The 18,155-nt window shown below is 45.9% G+C and carries 18 protein-coding genes; 16 read left to right on the top strand and 2 right to left on the bottom strand.

The genetic code is table 11. The features are described from left to right. The 9 genes from J7K63_08615 to J7K63_08575 all read left to right on the top strand — a co-directional run bounded on the left by J7K63_08615 (nucleotide 1) and on the right by J7K63_08575 (nucleotide 7,333). Nucleotides 1-1,278 (top strand): dihydroorotase family protein, encoded by a 1,278-nt coding sequence (locus J7K63_08615; GenBank protein MCD6235081.1) that lies wholly within the window; start codon nucleotides 1-3, stop codon nucleotides 1,276-1,278. After that, nucleotides 1,262-1,876, top strand: a complete 615-nt coding sequence (gene pyrE, locus J7K63_08610) for an orotate phosphoribosyltransferase (GenBank protein ID MCD6235080.1) — start codon at nucleotides 1,262-1,264, stop codon at nucleotides 1,874-1,876. The genes J7K63_08615 and pyrE overlap by 17 nt, the downstream gene beginning before the upstream one ends. Further along, a complete protein-coding gene (locus J7K63_08605) occupies nucleotides 1,869-2,573 on the top strand; it encodes an orotidine 5'-phosphate decarboxylase (protein MCD6235079.1) in 705 nt (234 codons plus the stop codon). Before pyrE ends, J7K63_08605 begins: the two co-directional genes overlap by 8 nt. Beyond that, entirely contained in the window at nucleotides 2,570-3,490 is a 921-nt protein-coding gene (pyrB, locus tag J7K63_08600; protein MCD6235078.1) for an aspartate carbamoyltransferase, read from the top strand. Before J7K63_08605 ends, pyrB begins: the two co-directional genes overlap by 4 nt. After that, nucleotides 3,487-3,957, top strand: a complete 471-nt coding sequence (locus tag J7K63_08595; protein MCD6235077.1) for an aspartate carbamoyltransferase regulatory subunit — start codon at nucleotides 3,487-3,489, stop codon at nucleotides 3,955-3,957. Before pyrB ends, J7K63_08595 begins: the two co-directional genes overlap by 4 nt. An 8-nt stretch (nucleotides 3,958-3,965) precedes the next feature. Next, the gene (locus J7K63_08590) at nucleotides 3,966-4,892 is read left to right on the top strand and encodes a dihydroorotate dehydrogenase (protein MCD6235076.1); all 927 of its coding nucleotides are present in this window, start codon (nucleotides 3,966-3,968) and stop codon (nucleotides 4,890-4,892) included. Then, entirely contained in the window at nucleotides 4,885-5,673 is a 789-nt protein-coding gene (locus J7K63_08585; protein ID MCD6235075.1) for a dihydroorotate dehydrogenase electron transfer subunit, read from the top strand. Before J7K63_08590 ends, J7K63_08585 begins: the two co-directional genes overlap by 8 nt. 412 nt (nucleotides 5,674-6,085) lie before the next feature. Then, nucleotides 6,086-6,784, top strand: a complete 699-nt coding sequence (locus J7K63_08580; GenBank protein MCD6235074.1) for a nucleoside recognition protein — start codon at nucleotides 6,086-6,088, stop codon at nucleotides 6,782-6,784. A 12-nt stretch (nucleotides 6,785-6,796) separates the two neighbouring features. Further along, the gene (locus J7K63_08575) at nucleotides 6,797-7,333 is read left to right on the top strand and encodes a spore maturation protein (GenBank protein MCD6235073.1); all 537 of its coding nucleotides are present in this window, start codon (nucleotides 6,797-6,799) and stop codon (nucleotides 7,331-7,333) included. A gap of 104 nt (nucleotides 7,334-7,437) precedes the next feature. On the opposite strand, the gene uvrA is transcribed toward J7K63_08575, so the two are convergent. Further along, nucleotides 7,438-10,254, bottom strand: a complete 2,817-nt coding sequence (gene uvrA, locus J7K63_08570) for an excinuclease ABC subunit UvrA (GenBank protein MCD6235072.1) — start codon at nucleotides 10,252-10,254, stop codon at nucleotides 7,438-7,440. 186 nt (nucleotides 10,255-10,440) lie between these two features. Between uvrA and J7K63_08565 the strand changes: the two genes are divergently transcribed. The 7 genes from J7K63_08565 to J7K63_08535 all read left to right on the top strand — a co-directional run bounded on the left by J7K63_08565 (nucleotide 10,441) and on the right by J7K63_08535 (nucleotide 17,607). Then, on the top strand, nucleotides 10,441-11,574 hold the full coding sequence (locus J7K63_08565) for an anhydro-N-acetylmuramic acid kinase (protein ID MCD6235071.1): 1,134 nt from the start codon (nucleotides 10,441-10,443) through the stop codon (nucleotides 11,572-11,574). 149 nt (nucleotides 11,575-11,723) lie between these two features. Then, nucleotides 11,724-12,659: a glycosyltransferase family 2 protein gene (locus J7K63_08560; protein ID MCD6235070.1), complete on the top strand. Its 936-nt coding sequence runs from the start codon at nucleotides 11,724-11,726 to the stop codon at nucleotides 12,657-12,659. Nucleotides 12,660-12,693: 34 nt separating this feature from the next. Further along, entirely contained in the window at nucleotides 12,694-13,422 is a 729-nt protein-coding gene (locus J7K63_08555) for a glycosyltransferase family 2 protein (GenBank protein ID MCD6235069.1), read from the top strand. Further along, on the top strand, nucleotides 13,419-14,522 hold the full coding sequence (locus J7K63_08550) for a glycosyltransferase family 4 protein (protein ID MCD6235068.1): 1,104 nt from the start codon (nucleotides 13,419-13,421) through the stop codon (nucleotides 14,520-14,522). Before J7K63_08555 ends, J7K63_08550 begins: the two co-directional genes overlap by 4 nt. Beyond that, the gene (locus J7K63_08545; GenBank protein MCD6235067.1) at nucleotides 14,497-15,543 is read left to right on the top strand and encodes a glycosyltransferase family 9 protein; all 1,047 of its coding nucleotides are present in this window, start codon (nucleotides 14,497-14,499) and stop codon (nucleotides 15,541-15,543) included. The genes J7K63_08550 and J7K63_08545 overlap by 26 nt, the downstream gene beginning before the upstream one ends. Next, the gene (locus tag J7K63_08540; GenBank protein MCD6235066.1) at nucleotides 15,527-16,576 is read left to right on the top strand and encodes a hypothetical protein; all 1,050 of its coding nucleotides are present in this window, start codon (nucleotides 15,527-15,529) and stop codon (nucleotides 16,574-16,576) included. Before J7K63_08545 ends, J7K63_08540 begins: the two co-directional genes overlap by 17 nt. Further along, nucleotides 16,576-17,607 (top strand): CDP-glycerol glycerophosphotransferase family protein, encoded by a 1,032-nt coding sequence (locus J7K63_08535; protein ID MCD6235065.1) that lies wholly within the window; start codon nucleotides 16,576-16,578, stop codon nucleotides 17,605-17,607. The genes J7K63_08540 and J7K63_08535 overlap by 1 nt, the downstream gene beginning before the upstream one ends. Nucleotides 17,608-17,716: 109 nt before the next feature. Here the strand turns inward: J7K63_08535 and J7K63_08530 are convergent, their stop codons facing one another. Next, on the bottom strand, nucleotides 17,717-18,124 hold the full coding sequence (locus J7K63_08530) for a transposase (GenBank protein MCD6235064.1): 408 nt from the start codon (nucleotides 18,122-18,124) through the stop codon (nucleotides 17,717-17,719). Nucleotides 18,125-18,155 lie beyond the last annotated feature (31 nt).

Raw genomic sequence — 18,155 nt, 5'->3', positions numbered from 1 at the left:
ATGATGAAGACACTCCTGCTGAAAAACGGATCAGTCTTACATCCCGACGGCCGGATTGAGCGGGAAGATTTGCTGATTGATAAGGGAAAAATCCGTACAATCGGACGGATTGAACTTTGTCCGGAGATGGATGTGCTGGATGCCGCGGGAGGATTGATCCTGCCCGGAATGATCGATCCCCATGTCCATTTTCGTGAACCGGGTTTTCTTGCCAAGGAAGGCATTGAAAACGGTTCGCGGGCAGCTGTCAAGGGAGGTGTGACGACTGTTTTCGATATGCCGAATACCGATCCTCCTTGTGATACGCCGGAAGCCTTTGAAGCAAAAGAGCGTCTGTTTAAAGAGAAATCCCTGGTAAACTGGGGACTCCATTTCATGGCGACGCCGGACATGCGGGACATTCCCGAAAGGGCTGCTTCAGCAAAAATATTTATGGCCAGATCATCCTCCCGTTCCGCCTGGAACCGGAAAGACGTCTTATTGTCGATTTTTAGGAAAGCCCGGCGGGTGACGATCCATGCTGAAGATGAAAGCTGTTTTACCTGTGCATCCCAACACCATCTCCGGCGCCCCAGAAAGGCAATCCGGACGGCATTGGAAACCATTCGGCGGGTTCTCATGCTTCTACCGGAAAAAGAACGCCCCCGGGTGGTTATCTGCCATGCATCCACCCTGGAAGATGTCCAATGGCTGGCGGATATGAAGGCAAAAGGTGTTGACGTTTGGGGTGAAACGGCGCCTCATTACCTGTGGTTTACCCGGGAGGATGAGCAACAATACGGTGCAAGGTATCAGGTGAATCCTCCTTTACGGGATGTGGCGGACCGCGATGCTGTACGGCAGGGCATTCGGGACGGTATAGTAGATTTTATCGGGACGGATCATGCCCCTCATACACCTGCCGAAAAAAGGAGTGATAATCCTCCCTCAGGCATTCCGGGCATAGAGTGGGCCGTCCCCGCCATATTGGAACTGGCAGAACAAAACCTGCTGTCCCGGTCCCGGATAACCCGGCTCATCTCTTCAGGCGCCGCCGCATGTTATGGAATAGCCGGATATCATGGTATCCGTCGGGGTTCTGTTGCCGATCTGATCGTCCTGAAAAAAGGAGAGAGAGCTGAGCCTGTGATTACCAAAGCGGGATACAACCCCTATGAACGCATCCCCCTGACGTATCTCGTTGATACCGTGTTGATTCAGGGGAAGGTGGTTTTTTTAAATAAGGATTTTGTGACACGCAATAAAGGAAAGGAGATTATTGGTGCTTTCACCGGCTAAATGTCAGTTTATTGAATGCCTGATACAGGAAGGTGTTCTGAAATTCGGAAGCTTCACGTTGAAATCGGGGATGGAGTCTCCGTTTTTTTTAAACCTTGGAAATATTGCTTCGGCGAAAGCCCTGGACTTGACGGGAAAGGCATTTGCCGAAATGATTTCCGAATGTTTCCCTGAAGCGTCCCACATATACGGACCGCCATATAAAGGCATATCCCTGGCAACGGCTACGGTGATGAAGCATCCTGACCGGCGCCTGGCCATGTTTTACAACCGGAAAGAGATGAAAACTCATGGGGAAAAGGGGATGTTTGTGGGACATACACCGGAAAAAGAGAGTACTGTGATTATGGTAGATGATGTGATGACAACAGGAGGGACCAAGCTGGAGGCCATGGTACTGATTGAACGGACATTTGGCGTGAAAGTCGCCGGCGTTGTGGTGGCGGCAGACCGGCGAAGGAAAGGAGAAATCACTGAATTTCCCGTGCCCTTGAAATCTCTGATTGATCTTCCCGATTTGATTGAGTATATGAAAACCAGGAATCCGTCCATGGCGGACGTGTTGAACACCTTTTATCATGGAGAAAGCAATGGATAAAAATATAAAAATCATTCCCGCACTGGATTTGACCGATCTGGATAAGCTGGAAACCCTGATCCGGGCAGTGGATGATCATCCTGTCATTTATGGGTATAAGCTGGGTTTTTCACTTGGACTCACATACGGTTTACCCCGGGTGTGTAAACTGATCCGGAAGCATACGAACAAGCCCTTGATATATGATCACCAAAAAGCGGCCACGGATATTCCTGCAACGGGCAAACTCTTTGCCGATGTTATGAAATCTTCCGGAATCGACGAGGTGATCATTTTTCCACAGGCAGGCCCCGATACTCTGAAAGCCTGGGCCGGGGCTTTGAAAGAGGAAGAGTTAAAGGTGATCGTCGGCGGTATTATGACCCATCCGGCTTATCTGGAGTCGGAGGGAGGATTCATTCGCGACACGGCAGCTGCAGATATCTACAGACTGGCTTTCGAAGAGAATGTCCGTGATTTTGTGATACCCCTTACCAAGCCGTTTGAAACGGAAAGAATCTACAAAGAAGCCGGGCTGGATGATGGTTGCACTTTTTATTCGCCGGGGTTTGGAAGCCAGGGCGGTAATCCGGCTGATTTTCCCTTTATCCGGAATCATTACCTCATCATCGGCAGATCTCTGTTGAAGGCAGAGAATCCGGTCCTTTATCTGGATGAAGTATCAAAAAAAATTAATAATACATCGGGGGACGCATGAAACGTGATCTTATATCCATGCATGATCTGAAGGCTGAGGATATTCAGGTCTACCTGGATACTGCCGCCCGGGTCGAAACGATTTCTCTGAAAGACAGGTTTCAGCTTCTTCAGGGAAAAATTATGGCTTCCCTCTTTTTTGAAGCCAGCACCCGGACCCGCCTGAGTTTTGAGGCAGCCATGTACCGGCTTGGAGGGAATGTCATTGGTTTTGCCGAACAGGCCGCCACCTCCGTTTCAAAGGGGGAATCCTTTTCGGATACGATTCATACGGTGGAAAGCTACTCGGATGTCATTGTGATCCGCCATCCCAAGGAGGGCACATCCCGTCATGCCGCCCAAATCAGCTATCTGCCCGTCATCAATGCCGGAGACGGTACAAATCAGCATCCTACACAAACCCTGCTGGATCTCTATACGATTATTAAAAATTTCAAGAAAATTGAAGGACTCCGTATCGCTTTTGTGGGGGATTTGAAATACTCCCGGACCGTCCACTCTCTGCTTCAGGCCCTGATCAAATTCCGGGTCAATGAATTTATGCTTGTATCGCCTGAATCCCTGCGGCTTCCCGAATATCTGAAACGGGTGAAAACGGATTTTCCCGTCACATTTGTGGAAACGAAGAATCTGGAGGATGCCATCCCCTATGCGGATATTATTTACATGACCCGGATCCAGCGGGAACGGTTTCCGGATCAGATTGAATATGAAAAGGTCAAAGATGCATTTTGCCTGAACGCCGGTATGCTGAAAAATGCCCCTGAACAACTCAAGGTCCTTCATCCCCTGCCCCGTGTAAATGAAATTGCACCGGATGTGGATGAAACACCGCACGCAGAATATTTTTGTCAGGTAAAAAACGGACTGATCATGCGGCAGGCCATTCTTTTAAATGTCTTTGAGGTGAAAATATGAGTGACAAAAAAATTCAGATGATTCCCAAAATCCGTAGCGGAATTGTGATTGATCATATTCCGGCCGGCGATGGAGTTCATATCCTGGAAATACTGGAACGGGATCCGGCATTGAAAAACGTCCCTATTACTTTTGGGATGAACTACCAAAGCAACAAACTGGGCGCCAAAGATATGCTGAAAATTAAAAAAGATGATCTGTGTGAACGAACCATACAGCATATTTCTCTTGTATCTCCCGGCGTTACCATTAAACGGATTCGAAATTTCGAGGTGGTCGAAAAGGTTTCCGTTCAGCCGCCCAAAGAGATAGTGAATCTCCTCAGGTGTCTGAATCCCGGGTGTATTACCCAAAATGAGCCGGGACTGAAAACCCGGTTTATCCTGACGGATCCCAGGAATAATCTGGTGACTTGTGTTTATTGTGAACGGGAGTTTTCCATCCACGAATTATCTCCCATTATTTGAGACAGGGTATGGATATACAACTGAAAACAACTTTTCTCGGTAAAGAATACGCTTCTCCTCTTGTTCTGGCCTCCGGTGTTTTAGGACTCACAGCCGATTCCATGAGGCGTGTTCTGGATGCGGGTGCCGGAGCCGTTACGACGAAATCCTTCGGACTGGTACCCCGGAAAGGACATCCGTGTCCTGCTGTTTTACCTTATGACAGCGGTCTGCTCAATGCCGTGGGATTATCAAATCCCGGTGTAGACGAGATGGTGAAGGAAATCAGAAAACTCCGGGATCATTCAGGTACGTCCGGCATATTTGCCTCGGTTTTCGGGAGGACCCATGAAGAATTTGGCGAGGTGACCCGGCAGGCTGTAGAATCTGAACCGGACCTTATTGAAGTAAATGTTTCGTGTCCGAATGTCTCATCGGAATTTGGTTCTCCCTTTGCTGCCAGCGAGAGGGATGTTGAGAAAATTACCCGGATTGTGAAAAAAGCGGCAGGTAAAATTCCTGTGAGTATAAAACTGACAATTCATTGTCCATCTCTGATTAAAATGGCGAGAATCTGTGAAGAAAATGGGGCGGATGCCATTACGGCTATCAATACAGTGGGTCCCGGTATGCTGATTGATACGGGTGTGATGAAGCCGGTTCTGGCCAATAAAGTGGGAGGTGTTTCAGGTCCTGCCATTTTTCCCCTGGCCCTGAAAGCTGTGTATGAAATTTGTGGAAATACAGCCCTGCCTGTTATAGGGACAGGAGGTGTGAGAACTGCTGATCAGGCGGTGCAGATGATTATGGCCGGTGCAAGTATGGTCAGTATTGGATCGGCGGTTTATTACGGGGATATTGAAATTTTCAGTCGGATAAACCGTGGGATTTATACGTGGATAGAGGAAAGAAACATCAAAGATTTAAAGTCGATCAGAGGAGTAGTGCATGAGTGATCAGATGAAAACATATCCGGTGCTGAATATCATAAGTCACTCCCCTGTCATGAAGAGTTTTTACTTCAAACAACCGGAGCCGGATATTCAATCCGGCCGTTTTTTCAACGTATGGCTTCCCGGTGTGGACGAGAAGCCTTTTTCTGTTTCCGATGTCTTTCAGGGGATTATGGAGATAACCGTTAAGGCGGTAGGGCCTTTTACCCGGAAATTGATGAATGTCCGCCGCGGTGATTTGCTGGGTCTTCGGGGACCTTTTGGTAAAGGATTTAGTCATCATCAACACGCCCTGCTGATTGGCGGCGGGATGGGAATTGTTCCTCTGCGTTATCTGGCACGGCAGCTCCGTACACTGGGCTTTCATTTTGAAGTACTTTTGGGGGGGCGGTGTGCACAGGATATCCCTTTTCAAAACGATTTTTCCGAGTGGGCTCCCACAACCTTTGTGACCGATGACGGATCACTGGGATATAAAGGACTGGTAACAGATTACATGCAGGATAAAATTCTGGAAAGCCGCTTGTCTTTTATTTATTCTTCAGGACCTGAAGCCATGCTTGTGAAAGTGATGGACCTTGCGACACAGGCCGGACTTGATTACGAAATCAGTTTTGAACGGTATATGAAATGCGGGATCGGTATTTGTGGTCAGTGTGTTGTGGATGGATCCGGAATCCGGTTATGTAAGGAAGGACCCGTATTAACACGGCTGGAAGCAGAGAAAGTAAATGAATGGGGCATGCCCCACCGGGATGCCACGGGCCGGAGAACCTCCCACTGAAAGAATCCTGAATCACAAAAAGCATCCGGACATTTGTCAAAACAATTATGAATATTTTTTTCTGTATGAAGAAAGCCCCGTTTCCGGGGCTTCCATCTGGAAAGGAAAACTTCCTTTGACTAAAATGATTAACTAAAAGGAAAAACACGGTGTAAATCAAAAGGAGATAAGCGAATGAAGTTGTTTGTTTTTGGGTATTGATGCATAAGGCCTTTAATTGTTTTGCTTTAAAGATTTTAAAAAAAAAATGACGGGATGTCACTACTACAAAAACACTACATTTTTCCGGCAGAAAGACTTGGATAACCCCTGATTCGGGGAGAATAATGGAAGATAATCGGAGCATTTATTTTTATATTATGCCGAATTACAATCAACTTAAACTTAAACTGTTTTCAGAAGGAGGTTGACCTTGATTAATGTCATTTGGCTGGCCATGATAGTTATAGGTGTAACGATCGCATCAGTAGATTGTTTAATAGATTTTGCCAACGGGTCGATTATATGGAATCCGACGATGGAACCCCTTGCCAATTTGACCTCCGGTGTTTTTGATTCCGTAAAATTTGCAGTCACTCTCGCTATCGGTCTGGTAGGGATCATGTCCTTATGGCTTGGATTGATGAAAATTGCGGAAAAATCCGGTTTAATAAAAATTATTGCCAGGGTTGTCAAACCAGTGATGATTCGTCTGTTTCCGGAAGTTCCTCCGGATCATCCGGCTATGGGTGCCATTGTTATGGCTATTGCAGCCAGTGTTCTCGGTCTTGGCAATTCAGCCACACCGTTAGGGCTTAAGGCTATGCAGGAATTGCAGACGCTGAATAAGATTAAAGACACGGCTTCCAATGCCATGTGTATGCTGATGGCCATGAGTACATCGAGTGTCACCCTGATTCCGGCAACTATCATCGGCATACGGGCAGCAGCTAATTCCAACAATGCTTCGGAAATTATTGCGCCGGTGATTCTGGCGACAGGTATTTCCACGACAGTAGCCATTATTATGACCAAAATACTGGAAAAACTTCCACGTTACCGCTATCCGGATACAGGGGCAGAGCAACAACTTTCTGACAATCAAAATCAAACTTTACAGGAAAATGTATAAGGAGTATCATCGATGTTTGAAGCAATCTTAAATGTTATATCGGTACTGGCCATTCCGCTTATTATTGTTTTGATTCCCTTATACGGGTATCGGAAAGGGTTGAAAGTGTACGAAGTATTTACCGTCGGTGCCAAAGAAGGATTTGATGTGGCTTTGCGGATTATCCCTTATCTCGTAGCCATTTTTACTGCTATCAGCATTTTCCGGACTTCCGGTGCCATGCAGGTTCTCTCCTGGATTATGAGTCCCCTGACCCATTTAATCGGTATGCCCGGAGATGTATTACCACTGGCATTTATGCGGCCACTCTCCGGCAGTGGTGCGTTGGGTATCTTATCCGAGTTGGTGAAAACCCACGGCCCTGATTCAACGATTGGACGAATGGCTTCCATTATGATGGGCTCGACTGAAACGACATTTTACGTGCTTGCGGTCTATTTCGGTTCCGTGTCTGTTACCAATTCACGTCACGCCGTCCCCGCTGCCCTCACGGCCGATCTGGCAGGTATTATATCAAGTGTTGTGTTGACGAATATTATTTTTGGATAAGAATGGATATCGGTTATTTTTTTCACAATGGACGCACAAAAATCCGGTCCTTAACATAAAAAAATGGGGCGGACAATGTCCGCTCCAACTCAAGACTCAAAACTCTAATTCAGAATTTTTCTCAAATATTTCGCCGTATAAGATTCAGGATGTTTAATCACCTCTTCCGGCTCACCGGCCACCAGTACCTGTCCGCCATGATCCCCGCCATCCGGTCCCAGATCGATGATATAATCTACTGTTTTAATTACATCCAGGTTGTGTTCGATAATAAGGACTGTATTTCCTTTTTTGACCAGTTTATGAAGGACCTTCAGCAGCATTTCCACATCGGCAAAATGGAGTCCGGTTGTCGGCTCATCCAAAACATATAACGTTCTGCCGGTCCCGATACGGCTCAGTTCGGTGGAAAGTTTGATTCTTTGGGCTTCACCTCCGGAAAGGGTTGTGGCCTGTTGACCCAGATGGATATACCCCAGTCCTACATCGGCAAGGGTTTTCAGTTTCCGCTTGATGGCGGGATGGTTCTTGAAAAATTCCAAAGCTTCTTCCACTGTCATGTCCAGGACATCGGCAATGGTTTTACCCCGGTATTTAATCTGCAGGGTTTCCCGGTTGTACCGTTTTCCTTTGCACTCTTCGCATCGGACATAGACATCGGGCAGAAAGTGCATTTCAATTTTTTTAATGCCGTCGCCGTTGCAGGATTCACACCGTCCGCCTTTTACATTAAAACTGAAGCGTCCGGGTGAATACCCCCGCAGTTTGGCATCCGGCAGAGATGCAAAAAGTTGACGGATATGAGTAAAAACACCGGTATAGGTTGCCGGATTGGATCTGGGGGTCCGCCCGATAGGAGATTGGTTGATATTGATGATTTTATCAAGATATTCAACACCTGTGATGGATTCATATGGAAGGGCCGTTGTTTTGGCATGCATGAGATTTCTGCTTAAAATGGGCACAAGCGTTTCATTGACCAGTGTGCTTTTTCCCGATCCGCTGACACCTGTTACACAAATCATTCGTCCCAGAGGGAAAGAGACCGTAATTGACCGGAGATTATTCCCTTTGGCACCATGCAGTGTCAGCATTTTCCCGTTTCCCTTATTTCTTTTTTCCGGGATGGGAATACATTTTTTTCCGCTTAAATACATGCCTGTGAGACTTTTAGCACAGCTTTTAATATCCTCAAGGGATCCGCTGGCCACGATTTCACCTCCGTGCACACCGGCTCCGGGCCCCATATCTACAATCCAGTCCGCCGCCTCCATGGTTTCATGATCATGCTCGATGACAACAATGGAATTTCCAAGATCCCGTAGTTTTTTCAGAGTATCCAGGAGCCTGCTGTTGTCTTTCTGATGCAGGCCGATGCTGGGCTCATCCAAAATGTACAGCACGCCGGTCAGTTGGGATCCAATTTGTGTTGCCAATCGAATCCGTTGTGCTTCACCGCCGGATAAGGTCCCGGCACTCCGGCTCAGGGTCAGATAACCCAGTCCCACATTGACTAAAAATCCATAACGCTGATAGATTTCATTGAGTATCTGTCCCGCTATTTGCTGCTCTGTGGTGTTCAGGGACAGATTTTTGAAAAAGTCAAGTCCGTTTCGTATGGACATCTGTGAGATATCGTCGATGTTTTTTCCACCGATATAAACGCTCAGACTGGATCGTTTCAGACGGCTGCCACCACAGACTCGACAAGGTTCCACACTCATGAACTTTTCAATCCAGGCCCGGATACCCGGACTCTGGGTTTGGTGATATCGGCGTTTCAGATTGTTTACAACGCCTTCCCAGACTCCCTTATATTCGCCGGACCACCGCTCGCTTTCATAAGATATGGTGATTTTCTCGTCTCCCGTTCCATAAAGCAGAATCTTTTGCACCGTCGGGGATAACTTGTACCAGGGGGTTGTGAATTTGAAATTGTACTCCTGTGTCAGTCCCTTTAATATGCTGGAATAATAATTACCCCGCGGTTGTTCACCCAGGGGGACAATGGCACCGCCGATCAGGCTTAATTTTTTATTGGGGACCAGCAGATTGGGGGAGATCTCCATCATGGTGCCTAATCCTGAACAGGCCGGACAGGCACCAATGGGATTGTTAAATGAAAACATGCGGGGGGACAATTCTTCGTAGCTGACTTCCGGGTGGTGTGGACAGGCATAATGTTCACTGAACCGGTGTTCCGTACCGTCATTTTCTTCAATCAATACATTGCCTTTGCCCATTTTCAGTGCCAATTCGATGCTGTCCGTTAAGCGGGAAGATATGCCATCCTGAATGACCAGCCGGTCGACAACCAGTTCAATGGTGTGTTTATTGTTTTTAGACAATGAGAGATCGTGGGCGAGAGGAGTGACTTTCCCGTCAATCCGGGCACGTATAAATCCTTCACGACGCATTTCACGAAAAAGATCCCGGAATTCACCCTTTCGCTCACGAACCATCGGCGCCAGAATCTGAACCTTTGTCCCCCTTTCCATCTCCATGACGGCATCCACAATCTGCTGGACTGTCATTTTGGTGACGGGTGTTCCGCAAATATAACAGTGGGGTTTGCCGATTCGGGCAAAAAGGAGCCGCAGATAATCATGAATTTCAGTTACCGTTCCTACCGTGGAACGGGGATTACGGTGGGTTGTCTTCTGCTCAATGGAAATTGCCGGAGATAATCCTTCAATATAATCCACATCAGGCTTTTCCATCAGTCCTAAAAACTGACGGGCATAGGATGAAAGAGACTCCACATAACGACGCTGTCCTTCGGCATACAAAGTGTCAAAAGCCAGTGACGATTTGCCGCTTCCAGACAATCCCGTCACGACCACCAGTTTATTCCGGGGTATGGAAACTGAAATGTTTTTCAGATTATGTTCCCGTGCTCCCGTAATGCGGATTGTATCCATGTCCATGAGATTCCCCGATTTTTGGTCAAGTTGAAATTTACGAAAACTTTTTTATCGTATGGTGAATCTTTCACAATTTTCAGATGGTTCTCTTTCCTGTCCATTATTTCATATCTGTGAAACAGCATCCTCTCTTTACCCGCATCTTTTTGTTTGATAAATTCCCATCTCAAAGAAAGGATAAACATGGAACTACAGAAAGTGATGCGGAAAAAGGGAATGATCCGGACTGTTGGCCTTATGACCGGGACATCCATGGATGGATTGGACATTTGTGTGGCGGATATTGATCTGACACAGAAAGGGCTCCAATATAAGGTGTTGTATAGCGATTCAGTTCCTTTTCCTTCAAAATTAAAAGAGAGAATTCGCGAGAATTTAACGGGGCATGTGCCGGAAATGTGTGCTTTGCATTATGATCTGGGACGTTTTTATGCCCGTGAAGTGTCGGAAAGTCTGAAAAGGCATCACATTTCATCGGTGGATTTAATCGGATCCCATGGACAAACCCTGCATCATATCAGTGGGCATTCCACGCTTCAGATAGGTGAACCCTCTTTTTTGGCCGATACACTGAATGTTCCTGTTGTTTCTGATTTCAGGGCAGCGGATATTGCTGCCGGAGGGACGGGGGCACCGTTGATTCCGGCTGTGGATCTGTGGCTTTTTCAAAAAAAAGACACGGGCCGTTGCCTTTTAAATATCGGTGGCGTGGCTAATATCAGTCTGATTCCTCCGTCCCGGATTCATCTTCCGGTTTTAGGGTTTGATACAGGACCGGGCATGGGATTGCTGGATGAACGATATCGTCAACTTTATGAAGGGCCTTATGACACCAATGGTGAAAAAGCACTGAAAGGAAAAATACACCAGGATATATTGAATACATGGAAAAGACACCCCTTTATCCTGAAAAATCCGCCAAAATCCACCGGACGGGATGAATTCGGTGCAGACTGGCTGAATGAGCACCGGGAGGAACTGGAAAGCATGGATGGGCCGTCCCAGCTTGCAACCCTGGCGGCATTGACCGCTGAAACCATTGCGGACAGTGTTTTAAAATACCGGGATCCATATACACTGTCTGAGTTGCTGGCCGGGGGAGGAGGAAGTCGGCACCCCTTGATTATAAACTACCTGAAAGAAAAGCTTAAGGGAATTCAGGTTAAATCCGTCAAAGATGCCGGCGTGGATCCGGATTCCAAGGAAGCCCTTGGCTTTGCCATTCTGGCCGTTGCCTGTATTCGTCGGATTCCGGGAAATATCCCTTCAGTAACCGGTGCCCGAAAACCGGTGATCCTTGGGAAAATCACTTCGTGAATAAAAATATAATATCATGCATGTTTAAAGGTATCTCTCATAAAACACCGGAAGTACCCGACTTGATTTTACAGGAGATAAATTTTATTATTTATCCTGAATATACGTCAGAATATTCTCTAAATTATCGGCACAAATAAGGAAAGATGATGAAAATAAGCGGTTTCTCCTTCGTTCGGAATGGAATCAATCTCTATTATCCCATTGTAGAATCCATTAAATCAGCCCTGCCCTTGGTGGATGAATTCGTTGTGGCAGTGGGAAAATCCGATGACGGGACCCGGGAAGCCATAGAGGCCATTGGGGATGCCAAAATAAAGATTATTGATACCCAATGGGATGAAAAATATTTTAAAAAAGGCATCATCAATGCCATTCAGACCGATATTGCCAAAAAGCAATGCACCGGGGACTGGCTATTATACCTTCAGGCAGACGAGGTGCTGCATGAAAATGACCTGCCGGTCATTAAAGCCCGCTGTGAAGAACTCATTGATAATCCCGAAGTGGAGGGACTTTTATTTAAATACCGTCATTTCTGGGGAGATTATGATCATTACCATATCAGTCACGGATGGTATCCCCATGAAATCCGGATTATTCGGAATCGTTCCGATATTCACTCTTACGAAAGTGCCCAGTCTTTTCGTGCATTTGACTATTACGACAATCCCCGCCAGCCGGAAGGAACCCGGAAGCTCAAAGTTGCTTCTGTAAATGCCTGGATTTATCATTACGGATGGGTTCGCCCGCCTTATCTGATGCAATCAAAAAGCCGGGCTTTGTCCGGATTACATTGGGGTCTGGGACGGGCTAAGGATTATTACGACAAGGCGCCAAAGGAATTTGACTATGGTCCCCTGCAACACCTGGGGCGTTTTAAGGGAAGTCATCCGAAAGTTATGAAAGAAAAAATTCAATCCATGGACTGGAAAGATAAATTGCAGTACTCAGGTAAACCGAATCCTTTGAGAAAAAAACATAAACATGAAACCCTCCGTTACCGCTTAACCACCTTGGTTGAACGGGCATTGAACCGGCCGGTGGGACAATTTAAAAACTATATTCTCTTGCGGGATGTCTGAAAAAACACCGTTCTCTCTTTCAGCTGCCCTCATTGTGAAAAATGAGGAAAAAAATATCCGGCGATGCCTGGAATCGATTCGCTGGATACGGGATATTGTGGTATACGACAGCGGCAGTACGGATAAAACCCCGGACATTTGTCGTGCCTATGGATGTCGGCTTTTTGAAGGGGAATGGTTGGGTTTTGGTCCTGCCAAACAATTTGCCGTTTCCCAAACCCTTCATGATTGGGTTTTGGTCATTGATGCCGATGAAGAAGTGAGTCCTGAACTGAAAGAAGAGATTCTTGCCGTCATAGAGAATCCGGTTTTCGACGGTTACAGGATTCGCCGCCTGTCTTACTATCTGGGGCGGCTGATTCGCCACAGCGGTTGGAATCGTGATGATACTCTCCGCCTGTTTCACAAAGAACGCGGCCATTTTAACGATAAACAGGTTCATGAATCGGTACAGATCCCGTCAGGCAGTATCGGGAAAATCGAATCCCCTCTCTATCACTATACATATCCCGATATCAATACCCATTTGCGTAAAATTTCACACTATACAGATCTGGCGGCTGAATCGGCAGTCCGTCAGGGGAAACGATCCGTTTTATTCCTTGCTTTTATAAAAGCCGATTTCAAATTTTTTAAAATGTACTTTCTGCAGGCTGGTTTTTTGGATGGCTGGGAGGGGTTGATCCTGGCATCGGTTTCGGCTTTTGGTGTGTTTCTGAAATATGTGAAAATCAGTCGTCTCAGCCGGGGTAAAAAGGTATGAAGGGACGGATCATTCATATCGACACGGCAAAAAGCTGGCGTGGGGGACAGCAACAGGTGGCATATCTCCATGAAGGAGTCATTCAAAGGGGAATAGATTCCCTGATGGTTTGCCCGGAGCATTCTGTCATGGCTTCATGGTGCCGGGAGCGCCGGCTTCCCGTCCAAACCCTTCCCCTGTGTTGTGAAGCGGATATTGTATCGGCCCTGCGGTTGGGACGATTTGTCAGAAAGACAGGACGGTGTATACTCCATGCTCATAACGCCCATGCTTTGAGCATTGCCCTGATGACCAAATTGCGGGTTAAAAGACAAGCGGCCGTCATTGCTTCCCGGCGGGTTGATTTTCCATTGAAAATTCATGCCCCGGCTCAATGGAAATACAGGACTGCTCTTCTGGACCGGATCATCTGCATCAGTCATGAAATCCAACGGATCATGCAGAGTCACGGAATCTCTGAAGACAAACTGATTGTTATCCCGTCCGGTATTGATATTCACAAATTTGATTCTGTTGATCAAAGTCCGACTTTTCGGGAGGAATGGAATATCCCGCCGCATCATAAGATTGTATGCACCGTGGCTGCTTTGACTGGTCATAAAGATTATCCTACTTTTCTTGAATCCGCAAGGCTTGTTCTGATGACATATTCTGAGGTGACTTTTTTAGCCGTCGGTGAGGGGAAACAGGCTGAAGAGATTAAATCTCTCGCTGAAAAGAAGGGTTTAGAAAAGCATTTCATTTTTACCGGATTCAGGACAGATGTGGGCCGGTTTCTGAAAAACAGCGATCTTTTTGTTATGGCATCCAAAAAGGAAGGACTCGGGACATCGATTCTGGACGCGGAAACTGCCGGGTTGGCGGTTATTGGTACGGATGCAGGCGGTATTCCGGAAGTTATCCGTCACGGGGAAAACGGATTCATTGTACCCCGGCAACAACCGAAAGCTCTCTCCGATGCTATTCTTACACTTCTCCGGGATGATGAAAAAAGAAAGATGTTCGGGGAAAAAAGCCTGGCGTTTGTCAGGAACTTTGATATTTCATTTACTGTGCAAAAACATATCAAGTTATATGAAGAAATCTTTAAAAAATATTAATCCGGAACACATTCTGATCATTCAGACTGCCTTTATCGGGGATGTGATCATGTCCACCCCCTTGATACAGGCGGTGTGTGACCGGTGGCCCGATTCTGAAGTGGATATTCTAACCCGGCCGGAATCAGCGATACTCTTTTCAAAACATCCAAGAATCCGACGGATTTATACCCTGGATAAATCCGGGCAGCAGAGAAAATATGAATCACTCACGGATAAGATTCGTGAACTTCGCCCCAATAACTATGATATTGCTTTTTCCATTCAGAGCAGCTTGACTTCATCTCTGCTTATGCTTTTATGCCGGATAAATATCCGGGTGGGTTTTTACAGGCAGAAACTGATTAACGTGAAAATCCATCCTCCTAAAGGACTGCATGTCCGGAAACGGTATCTGACCATGATTGAGCCCTTTACCGATAAGACCTATTCGGATGAGACCCACTTGTATCTGGGCACAAAGGACAAACAAAAAGCGGACAACATTGTCGGTAAAATAAAAAAGAACAGGGAAATTTTAATTGGATTCGCCCCGGGTTCGGTCAGGGAAACCAAGAAGTGGCCGGCTTCTTACTGGACGGAATTGCTTATCCTCCTGGAAAATAAGGGGTATGAAATTGTGTTTCTCGGAAGTCCGTCTGAACGGGAACTTTGTGCATCGATCATCCACAATGCCGGATTGAAGGCCTGGAATGCCGCCGGTGAGCTGAATCTTCTGGAATCTGCAGCACTTATTCATAAACTGGATCTTCTGGTGTGCAATGACAGTGCCCCCCTGCACATGGGGAATGCAGTGAAAACACCGGTTTACGCCTTTTTCGGTCCAACGGTGAAAGCTTTTGGCTGTTATCCTTACCGCGAATATGATAAAATTCTGGAAATTGACCTGCCTTGCCGTCCCTGCGGAAAACATGGACATGACCGGTGTCCCCTCAGACATTTTAAATGCATGATGGAACAATATCCCGGTGATATTGCAGAACTGATTTTTGAAAGGTTTAAACATGAATCAAAAACCTGAGCTGGTTCTCCTGACCGGAGATAAGGGTTTTTATGGACAAACACGAAAAGCATGGGTCAGCATGGATATCTCTATGCTGGAAACGCGCCTTTCATCCATGGGATATACGATACAGCGTTATACATTTCAGGAATTATATAACCGGAACATCCTTTTCTCGGGGAAGACAATTCTCTATTCCTTCAGTCAAAAAGAAAATGTTCGTCAGTATATACGGGATATTATCTTCCACTTGAGTAAAACCAATACCGTGATCCCTTCCCTGGATTTGCTTTTATGTCATGAAAACAAGGGCTTCCAGGAACTATATAAGCGTGAATTGGGCATGACCGGCTTGAAGGCCTGGTATTTTTCCGGTTTGCAGGATATTGATTCTTATGACATTCCCTATCCTGTTGTTTTGAAAACAGTTTCGGGCTCAAACGGGAAGGGTGTATTTCTGATTCCCGATCAAAAAAGTTTGGAAAGGCAGGTACAAAAACTCACCCGGGTGGGATTCTGGACCCGGGTGGATTTATTCCGCCGGCGCTATTTCAGAAAACGGTCATATCCCGATTATCCTCTTCATGATGATTATCAGGATTATCTCCAGTACCGGGAATATATCACACAGCACCGGAATTTTATCCTGCAGGAATTCATTCCCGGATTGACCTATGATACCCGGGTCCTGGCACTGGAAGGAAAGTTTTTTGTGACCCGCCGCCATACCCGCAAAGGGGATTTCAGGGCCAGCGGGACCAAGAAATTTGATTTTGATTTTACACCGGATGATGGCCTGCTGGAATTTGCCTCCAAAACAGTTGAACGCTTCAATACCCCCTTTCTTTCCATGGATATTATACATAACGAAGAGACCTTTTATTTGATTGAATTTCAGGCATCCCATTTTGGGGTCAATGTCATTACCAAGTCCCGGGGATATTATACAAGGGAAGGCGATTCATGGGCTTTCAAAGATGATAAGCAGGCTGTCGAGCTGGAAATAGCGGATGCTTTGGACAGGTATCTAAAACGAAGAGTTGAATCATAATGCCGTTATCATCACTTGTTTACACCTTACCGTACCGATTTTTCTGGACCCTGGCCCGATACCGGAACAGATTGATTCCCTGTGTGATTTATTGTGCAGAGCCTTTGGATTACACCGTTCTTGAACCGGTTGTCCGTTATCTCAATAAACCCTGCGTTTATGTGGCAAAAAACAAATGGACTGCCGACTATTTACGGCAAAAGGGAATTGCCGTTTCCCGAATGCCGGTCTTTCCCGAAACTGTTCTCATGGCCCGTCACGGAGCCTGGAAATTTCCGGTCCCTGCAATACGGAAATTCGGCTTCCGACACGGTCCCTACCATTTTAAAACATTTACCTCAGTCCGGAATTATCAGCCATTTACCCTTTTTTTTCTCACATCCCGGGCTGAAGAAGAAAAAGCCCGGAAATTAGGACTTGAAAATGTGATAGCAGTAGGTTATCCCAAACTGGATCCTGCCTTTGACGGAAGCTGGTCAGAGGAGAGGCTCAGGCACTTTCGTAAAACTACATTGAAAGATACGAAAAAGCCCATACTTCTTTTCAGTGCCACATGGGAAAAATCGGGGATGTCCGCCGTCCGGCACTGGTACCGTCGCCTGGATGAACTCACATCCGACTATACGGTTTGTGTAACACTTCATCCCTGGGTTTCCCGGGATGTCTTTCATATACTCAAATGTTCTTCCAATGTTTTCCTGGCATCTGCTGATGATCTCCTGCCGGTCATGATGCTTGCAGATTGTACCATCAGTGATACCAGTTCAATTATTGGGGAATTTATTGCCCTGGACAAACGAATCATTACCTTCCGGACCGGCAAAGCAGAGCGTAAGCCGGATTCCCTGGATGCCATGCTGGATAAGGCGGGTTACCGGGTGGATTCATTTGATGCATTAAAAGAGACAATCAGCAAATATTTAAATTCGGAAGATCCTTATGTCTGTTCCCGACGGGAACTGCGTGATCTTATGTTCTGCAATCTCGGGGTGGCCGGAAAACAGGCGGCGAAAATTATTCATAATCAATGAATATAAGCAAGGGTCATCTCGATACAAATCCGCCTGCGGCCTGCGAATAATTCAAATATAATATAGAACGAGCATGCTCGTTCCCTCGTTCCCTGTAATTTGTGTATAATTACTTTTTCCAGTTTATTGGATTGTTATTTATATATTTAACGTATTGAATTAATTCGTGATGCGATTTTATAATTATGTCATAATATGATTTCTGCCATTGAAAATTTTCAAAACCTGCTTGATGAATTAACCTGGATGATGCAGATTTAAATGATCTGATAATATTTGGTAATCCTTGATGTCTTGGAATTTTTTTAAAATTTAACATCTTAGAATCCAAAACATCTTTTGAATGTTTTATTTCAATTATTCCATGAATATGATCTGGCATAATAACATATTCCCTTAAATAACAATAATTTATATGTATAGGTAAATCATGCCGGCACTTTTGTGAAATTTCCCCATATTCATTTAAGGTCATTTTTTTATTAACAATTTTTCCGAAAATATTTCCATGATTCACAATTCGTATGTATTAGTCAAAAAATAACATT

Source organism: Candidatus Neomarinimicrobiota bacterium (genome assembly GCA_021157965.1).
Classification (GTDB): Bacteria; Fidelibacterota; Fidelibacteria; order Fidelibacterales; family Fidelibacteraceae; genus Fidelibacter.
This window is presented reverse-complemented; position numbering and strand designations above follow the sequence as displayed.